This is a genomic window from Actinomycetes bacterium (genome assembly GCA_036510875.1).
Lineage (GTDB): Bacteria > Actinomycetota > Actinomycetes > Prado026 > Prado026 > DATCDE01.
The window spans coordinates 1-6,832 of record DATCDE010000220.1 but is presented as its reverse complement, the minus strand read 5'-3'; the positions used below and the strand labels follow the sequence as shown (position 1 = coordinate 6,832).

At 71.2% G+C, this 6,832-nt stretch carries 6 protein-coding genes; 4 read left to right on the top strand and 2 right to left on the bottom strand.

Annotation, left to right across the window (positions count from 1 at the left end; translation table 11 throughout):
• Together VIM19_12840 and VIM19_12835 are read left to right on the top strand one after the other, a co-directional pair.
• Positions 1 to 228: hypothetical protein (locus tag VIM19_12840; protein HEY5185762.1), on the top strand; the 228-nt coding region annotated here is incomplete at its 5' end.
• A 15-nt stretch (positions 229 to 243) separates the two neighbouring features.
• Positions 244 to 1,596 (top strand): glycosyltransferase 87 family protein, encoded by a 1,353-nt coding sequence (locus tag VIM19_12835; protein HEY5185761.1) that lies wholly within the window; start codon positions 244 to 246, stop codon positions 1,594 to 1,596.
• Here VIM19_12835 and VIM19_12830 read toward each other — a convergent pair.
• Positions 1,585 to 2,706: a glycosyltransferase family 4 protein gene (locus tag VIM19_12830; protein HEY5185760.1), complete on the bottom strand. Its 1,122-nt coding sequence runs from the start codon at positions 2,704 to 2,706 to the stop codon at positions 1,585 to 1,587. The genes VIM19_12835 and VIM19_12830 overlap by 12 nt on opposite strands.
• 91 nt (positions 2,707 to 2,797) lie before the next feature.
• Here VIM19_12830 and VIM19_12825 point away from each other — a divergent pair, with 91 nt between their 5' ends.
• Positions 2,798 to 3,613, top strand: coding sequence for a PIG-L family deacetylase (locus VIM19_12825; GenBank protein HEY5185759.1), 816 nt, complete (start codon positions 2,798 to 2,800; stop codon positions 3,611 to 3,613).
• A complete protein-coding gene (locus VIM19_12820) occupies positions 3,610 to 4,680 on the top strand; it encodes a lysylphosphatidylglycerol synthase transmembrane domain-containing protein (GenBank protein ID HEY5185758.1) in 1,071 nt (356 codons plus the stop codon). Before VIM19_12825 ends, VIM19_12820 begins: the two co-directional genes overlap by 4 nt.
• Positions 4,681 to 5,201: 521 nt before the next feature.
• Here the strand turns inward: VIM19_12820 and VIM19_12815 are convergent.
• Positions 5,202 to 5,360 carry a hypothetical protein gene (locus tag VIM19_12815; GenBank protein ID HEY5185757.1) on the bottom strand — a complete coding sequence of 53 codons (159 nt, stop codon included), beginning with the start codon at positions 5,358 to 5,360 and terminating at the stop codon, positions 5,202 to 5,204.
• Positions 5,361 to 6,832: the final 1,472 nt, after the last annotated feature.

Genomic DNA, 6,832 nt, shown 5'->3' with positions numbered 1-6,832 from the left:
GCCGGCGACGCGCTGTCGGTGCACAGCCTGGCCGCTCTGCTGCTGCGTGCCGGTGCGGTGCGGGCCATGCAGCTGGACATCAACGTGGCCTGGATCTCGTTCATGTGGTACACGCCGGGGGCCAGCGTCACCAGTCCGGTCCCGCACAAGCTGGTGGCCTTCCAGCGCCCGGCCAGCCGGTACTTCACCGACACCAGCCGGGACTTCTTCGCGGTCTTCACCCGCTGAGCGCGTTTGACGAAGATGGAGGACGCCGCGGTCACCGGGCACCAGCCTGAGTCTCGCCAGCCTAGGTTCCATGGCGGGCTCCTGCTGGCTGTCCAGGGCCGACCGTGGATCATCTGGGCTGTCTCCCGCCTGGTCGCGCTCGCGGTCGGCCTGATCACCGCCGCCGCGCACCGGGGCAACGTGTTCTGGGACACCACCTACTACGCCCACTGGGTGTTCGGTGCCGTGCACGGCCAGGTCCCGTACGACGACTTCGCCTGGGAGTACCCGCCGGCCGCGTTGCCGGTGATGGGACTGTCCGGGCCCTATGCACCCAGCCTCGGTTCGGCAACACGGCTCTACCACGTCGTCTACGGGATCAGCTGGGTGGCCGTCGCGCTCGTTGTGGACGCGCTCGTGTTCCGCGCCCTGGTGAGGAGAGCAGAGGGCCCGACGGCCCCAGCGGTGACCCTGTGGCTGTGGGGACTCCCTTTGCTCGGGGCCTTGAGTTGGGCCCGCTTCGACCTGTATCCCGCGGCCGCTGCCCTCGCCGCGCTGCTCTTGGCCGGCCGCCGGCATCCTGCGGGCTCGGGAGTGGCAGCCGGGGTCGGGGCGGCGCTGAAGTTGTGGCCGGGGCTGCTTGCCCCGATCCAGCGCACCCGACGGGCCTCGGTCACCGCGACCGTGGCCGCGGCGACTGTGGTGCTTGCGGTCGCGGCCCTGACCTACCGGCTGACCGGGTCCATCGGCTTCACCGACGTGCTGGCCTACCAGTCCCGGCGCGGGCTGCAGATCGAGTCGGTGGCCGCGCTGCCGTTGCTGTGGGCGCAGCACCTGGGCATCTCCGGACTCCACACGCAGGTCGCCTTCGGGGCGGTGCAGTACGCGGCCGCACTCGTCGGGCCGGTGGTCCTTTGGTCCACCGTTCTACTGGTCTCCGGAGTCGCCCTCGTCTACCTGGCGCACTGGCGGCTGGCCCGCGTTGACGCCGGGCCGCGGGGCGTGGGCCTGTCCGCGATGGCGCTGATGCTGGTGATCTTGCTGACGGACAAGGTGCTCAGCCCGCAGTACCTGCTGTGGCTGATCGCTGTCCTGGCCGCGGTCTCCATCCTCGACCCGGCCACCTGGCGCCCCTTCGTGCCCTGGGTGCTCCTCGTCGCCGCGGCCACCCAGGTCGAGTTCCCCCTGCTCTACAGGGATCTGACCCACCGCAGCTGGCCCGGGCTGCTCGTCCTCACCGGACGGGACATCCTGCTCGCCGGACTGCTCGTCGCCGTCGTCCGGCTGCTCCTCCGAGAGCTGCGCGGCACCGCTGCGGGCCGAGACCCCGCCGCGACACGCGAGTCTCGATCGGATGTCTCGCCCGCGGCGGTCGAATCACCGCTTTGACTGTCGTCCGAGGAGTCCGGCGGCGGCCTTGTAGGCGAGCTCGGTGCGGGTGAGCACCTCGTCCCAGCCGAACCGCGGCGGCCTGGCGCGGTTGTTCACGGCGATCCGGCCGCGCAGCTCCGGGGAGCGGGCCAACCGGACGAGGCCATCGGCCAGGTCGGTGTCGGAGGCGGCCAGTAGACCCTCGACGCCGTTGGTGACGAACTCGCGGATCCCGCTGTTGGCCATGGCCAGGACCGGCAGGCCGGCGGTGCGGGCCTCCAGCGCCGCGATGCCAAACGACTCGAGGTTGGCTGGGGCGATGAACAGGTCGGCGCGGCGGTACACCTCCCGGATCTGCTCGCGGGTGTACCGCCCGGTCAGGCGCACCCAGTCCATCGCGTGCCGGTCGAGGTAGCGCTGCAGGGCGCGGCGCTCGGGGCCTTCCCCGATGACCAGGGCGCGCACCCGGACGTGGGAGGGCAGTTGTGCCCGGGCCCGGCGGAGCATGCGCAGCAGCGCGTGCGGGCGCTTGCGCTGGGCGAGCCGCATTACCGCGACGATGAGGACATCACCGGGGTCTCGGGGTAGCGGATCGACCTGCCAGGCTGTGGGGTCGATGCCGTTGGGCAGCACACGGACCTCGACGTCGGGGCCCACGATGCGCTGTAACGGGCCGGCGGCCACTTCGCTGACGGCGCTGAGGACGGCGGGCCACCGCGACCAACCGACGGGCCGGTCCAGCAACCGGAACACCGGGGTCAGGTAACCCCACAGTGAGTGCACGGTGACCACCATCGCCGTCCCGCTGCGCACCACCTCCGGGGCCACCGCGAAAGCAAACGGGGAGACGACGCCGGCGTGCACGTGCACCACGTCGTACCCGGACTGCTGCAAGAGCGCCCGCATCGCGCTGGCTGCCCGGGGGTGCACGGGAAGCTCGAAGGGCAGGTCGACGGTCAGCCGGTGCACCGGGACGCCGTCGATCCGGTCGAACTGGGCCCGGTCGTGCCTGGCCCGCGGGGTGGCGGTGACCACCGCAACGTCGTGGCCAGCGGCACGCTGCCGGGCGGCGAGGTCGTGGACCTGCAGCTCGATCCCGCCGAGGCGGGGCAGGTAGCAGTCGGTCACGTGGGCGATCCTTAGCAAGGCCCCTCCTCCGACACGCCGATACGGGCACCCTAGTCGGAGCGCGTCGCCCCGGCTCGACGAACATGGCGAGGTGGCGTTCACCCTGTTGTCCTTCCATGCGCATCCCGACGACGAGGCGCTGCTCACCGCCGGCACCCTGGCACGCGCCGCCGCCGAGGGGCACCGGGTCGTGCTGGTGGTCGCGACCGCGGGTGAGGCGGGCCTGGCTGCATCCGACGTCCGGGGAGGCCTGGGTGAGCGGCGCACCGCCGAGCTGGCCGCCTCCGCGCGAGTGTTGGGGGTGGCCCGGGTCGAGTGGCTCGGCTACGGCGACTCCGGGCTGGACGGCGACGGTGTCGGCGCCGCAGGACGGCCGTTCGCCCAGACTGACGTCGAGGCGGCAGCGGAGCGGCTGGCCGCGATCCTGCGCCAGGAGCGGGCGGACGTCTTGACCAGCTACGACTCCACCGGGGGCTACGGCCATCCCGACCACGTCGCGGTGCACCACGTCGGGGCCCGTGCCGCCGAGCTCGCCGGCACCCCCGTCGTGCTGGAGGCCACCGTGGACCGTGACCTGTTGCGCCGGGCGATCCGGCTGGCCGGGCTGGTCCACCGGTTCCCGCCGGAGTTCGACGCCCGACGGTTCGACACCGCCTACGCTGCCCGTTCGGCGTTGACGCACCGGGTCGATGTGCGTCGGTTCACCCCGGCCAAGCGGGCAGCGATGGCCGCGCACACCTCGCAGGCCAGCGCGGACTCCGGGGATCGCACGCTGGCCGCGTTCCTTCGGCTGCCCGGGCCGGTGTTTCGGCGGGTGTTCGGCCACGAGTGGTTCATCGAGCGGGGGCGCCTCCCGGGCGGTCCGCTGCTGGACGACGTGTTCGCCAGTCTGCGCGATCGGCCGTGAGCGGGCAGCCGTCCAACCAGCCGCGGCCACGTCGGACGCTGGGGAGGGCCCTGCTGGGGGTGGTGTCGCTCGGGCTGGCCGTGACACTGCTGGTCGTCGTCCTGCCACGGGTCACCGGGGCGGGCTGGGCAGAGATCTGGGCCGAGCTGCGCAGACTGACCCCGGGCCAGGTGGCGCTGCTCACCGGGCTGTGGTTCCTCGGCGTAGTCACGTTCAGCTGGGTGCTCACCGGCGCGCTGCCGGGACTGACCCACGGGCAGGCCGTCACCATGAACCTCGCCGGCTCGGCAGTGTCGAACGTCGTGCCGTTCGGTGGGGCGCTCGGGGTGGCCGTGAGCTACGCGATGGCCCGCTCGTTCGGCTTCCGCCGATCCAGCTTCGGGCTGTTCGTGGCGGTCACCGGTGTGTTCAACGTGGTGGCCAAGCTGGGCCTGCCGCTGCTGGGCCTGCTCGGTCTGCTGGCCTCGGGCCGGCTGCCGAGCCGGCGGCTGGCGCTGGCCGCCGCGCTGGGGGTGGCCATCCTGGCGGTCCTCACGATGGCCGTCGTCGGCACGTTGGCCAGCGACCACATCGCTCACAGGGTCACTCGCGGCATCGACGTGGTGGGCGGGTTCGTCCTTCGGCTGGGCCGCTCCGAGCGGACCGTCGACTCGCAGCACGCCGTGTTCGACCTGCGGGACCGCTCGGCTAGCCTGCTCCGGCACGGCTGGCCGTCGATGACCGCAGGCCTGGCCGGCTTCCTCGGCATGCAGGCACTGCTGCTGTGGACGATCCTGCACATGCTGGGTGGCATGCTCGGGCCCGCGGAGGTGTTCGCGGCGTTCACCCTGGGCCGGCTGCTCACCGCGGTGGTGGTCACCCCTGGTGGGGTGGGTATCGCCGAAACCGGATCCGCAGCGCTGCTCGTGGCACTCGGCGGCGACCCGGCGGTCAGCGCGGCAGCGGTCCTGCTCCTCAGCGGCTTCACCTACCTCATCGAGATCCCGGCTGGCGCCATTAGCGCGTTGGTCTGGTGGCGGCACCGCTCCTGGCGGCGCCCCACGGACTCAGTCACCGGGTTACCCTGAGCGACCCCTCAACCACAGCGGCGGCATCTGCCAGCCCTGCGCGGGTTCCGGTTCGTCGCCATCTGGGAACGATCCGCGGGCCTTTGCTACGGTCTCGCTTCTTGTTCGGTCTCGCTTCTCGTTCGGTCGCGGTTGCGGCGTCAAGCAGATCGGCAGACTGGACGAGCAACACGGCGAGCCTTCGCACCCGCGCTGGGCTGAACGCGAAGTCGGCCAGGGTCAGGCGACCGGTCCAACCTCGACGCACCCAGTCGACTCGTCGAGCCGGTCGATGCGAACGTGGGCCGGGTCGCTCGTGTCACCGGGAACAGCGACGCCCCCAACTTCGGCCGCCACCGCTGCGATTGGCTCGGGACGCCTAGCCGTCACGACGACCTTTGCTCCTTCGCGCGCGAATAACCGGGCGGCCGTCGGGCCACTCGCGAGCAGTAACACCCTGCCTGTAGTCCGGTCCGATCCGCCCGCAAACGCCGGAACACCCCGCCCTGCACTTCGCGCGCTGCGCCCCACTGACAGGCTCGTCAGTGCTTGAAGCGGAGGTGGGGCACCAGCGGGGAGTACTGATCGAGGTGACTGCTGCCGTGTACGTCGTCGTTCTGGATCGCGACGGTCACATGCGTGTCGTTGAGGGGGCGGTTGGCTGCGGTCATCGCCTGCGCGATTCGGGTGCGCAGCCGCACTCTCGGCCCGCAGCGTCATTCCCTCTTCAGACGCGGTGAAGCCGAGTTGTCGTATGAGGGCGAGATATCAAGCCGATCCACGCCGCAGCGTCGGCAGGCGTAGTAGACCGCCCCCCGACCGCCAGCCTCGGGGTTGGTCCGTTGCACCCAAGAGTGCCGACCTACGGCGCACAGTAAACGTCCGAACATCGCCGACCTCCTGGACCACTCGGCTGGGCCACCAGAGCTCGCATTGGGAGGCAAGGCTGCTCGATTCCCGGCGGATGGCCGGCGACGCCTCACGTCTCCCTAGCTCTCTTCTGCAGCCATCCTGGCACCGGCCCGATCACATCGCGGCAGGCACAATGGCACCACGCCCCCGGCGCGGCCTGCACGGAGCACCAACCGCCCGGCACCGCCAATCTCCCGCCCAGGGGGGAGAACAAAGATCGCCAGATTCACCGGGACGGCGTCCGCATCGATTCCGGCGCCGACGCGGCCCAGAGCTGACCTCAGGCGTGAGAAGGCCCCGCCGCCCCCGGAAGGGGGCGACGGGGCGGTAGGACCACGGGCTTCCGTTGGTCGCCTAGCCGGCTGGTGCTAGATCAGCTAGAACGTGGCGGAGTAGCCGCTCTGCGTGGTCGTGCCCGACCCTGTGCTCGGCTGGCCGCCCTGGGCCGACCCGCCCTGAGCGTTCTCCTGGGCCTCGCGGGCCGCTGACTCCCCTGCCTCGTGGGTGGGGTCCTCGTTGGACGGCCCACCGGGGCCCGGCCCGAACGCCTGACCGGAGTTCTCAGCGGACTCCCGGGCGCTGACTCCCCTGCCTCGTGGGTGGGGTCCTCGTTGGACTTGAAGGTGGTGTTCGGCGACACCGAGGTGTTCGGTGCGCTGCGCGTGGTGGTCGCCGCGCCTGCCACGTTGGTCAGACCCAGGGCCAGACCGATCACCCCGCCCGCGGTCACCCCGGCTGCCAGGATCGCTATCGAACGCTTGCTCATGTAGTGCTCCTCCCGGGGATCCGCCACAGGCCCACACGGTGACTGGCGAACGTTGGAACGCGCTAGGAGACACCTGAAGCCTTACGTTGAGCTCGCGTCAGACCGGATCCAAGACCCTGGTAAGCGTGCCCCGGCGCACCTGGACGCTGCCGTCCTGAGAACGCCGAGCGACAAGACCTCATAAGCAGGGTGGAACGAGTTGTGGTCGTCGTTCGGGCACGCCGGTCAGTGGTGGCCACGTCGCTCCCAAGAAGGCGTCCGAGGATGCCGAGCGTCGGCCGCAGGGTGCGTGCGCACGGGCGGCGCGGCGGAGAAGATGGCGGGGTGAGGATAGGGGTGGCGCTCGGCGGTGGCGGTCTGACCGGCACTGCGTTTCACGCGGGTGTCCTGTGCGCTCTTGTCGAGGAGATCGGGTGGGATGCTCGCGACGCCGAGGTCATTGTGGGGACGTCGGCCGGGTCGACGGCTGCCGCGCTGATGCGGACCGGGTTCCCG